The following is a 1,061-nucleotide window of genomic DNA, read 5'->3' as shown; positions in this document are numbered from 1 at the left end:
AAATTTTGGGGTCAGAGTACATTTTCAATGTGAAAACCATAAAACTAATGCGGCTCCCCACGCTGTTAAAATAGTCTTCTCAAAAAGCACGCTGACTCTGAAGTATACCCACCAATAGTATAGCGTTATCAGTGAGACAAAACAGATAGGAACAATCATGATGTTTGGTGATCAGAACAATCGCCAAAAATCACCGAGATCAAACAGCTATTAATGCTCGAACTATCGTGAACAAAGTCGTTTCGCTTATCAGCTACAACATCTATAAAACTCAGCTAAATGCCGTAACTGCGTGCGTCAAAAGCCTGCTTAATGGGAGCGCGGCAATCGTAACGGGTATAGGTCATGAAATTAGAAAAACATAGGATTTAACGTGCCGACAGTTTGCTTTCAAACCCGCAGTTGTAAAGTGAAATACCGCTAGGGAAAGCTGCACTCAAATGGTACAGCTCCATAATTGATGCTGCTTGGGCCGGAGGCACATGAAATTAAATTCGTGGGGATCCCTCAGACTCTGACCCCATTACTTTATTGCTACAGCTCCATAGTTGACGCTGCCTGGGCCGCAGGCACATGAAATTAAACTCGTGAGGATACTTAAGGGTCAGAGTGCATTTCTCGGTTATTCAGGAACTTAAAAGATAGATTATGCTTATAGAAAAACGGCGTTACTGCTAACGCGTTGAAGTAATCTACCCTCAATTTGATGTTTAGCTTGGGAGATGGAGACTAATGTACTCTGACCCCATTACTTTTTCTTTGCTGCAGAAAGCAAAAAACCCGCCGTTAGGCGGGTTTTTCTTAATGGGACCTGGCAGTGTCCTACTCTCACATGGGGAAACCCCACACTACCATCGGCGCTAATACGTTTCACTTCTGAGTTCGGAATGGAATCAGGTGGTACCGTATCGCTATGGCTGCCAGGAAAAAACTAGTAACAATTTGGGAAAGTTTGATATTAATTCAATCAGTGAGTAACTACTTTTTACTCTTACTTGCTTACTTTAGCTTGTCTACAACACTTCAAAAGCCTAAAGCTTCTTGGGCGTTGTATGGTTAAG

The 1,061-nt window shown here is 42.4% G+C and carries 1 rRNA gene; it reads right to left on the bottom strand.

The features are described 5' to 3' along the window. Window positions 1–809: 809 nt before the first annotated feature. Window positions 810–925 (bottom strand): 5S ribosomal RNA (gene rrf / locus KL866_RS05720). Between the last annotated feature and the right edge of the window lie 136 nt (window positions 926–1,061).

This window comes from Alteromonas sp. ALT199 (genome assembly GCF_018619335.1).
Classification (GTDB): Bacteria; Pseudomonadota; Gammaproteobacteria; order Enterobacterales; family Alteromonadaceae; genus Alteromonas.
The sequence above is the reverse complement of the archived record's forward strand: the minus strand, read 5'-3'. Positions and strand labels throughout refer to the sequence as shown.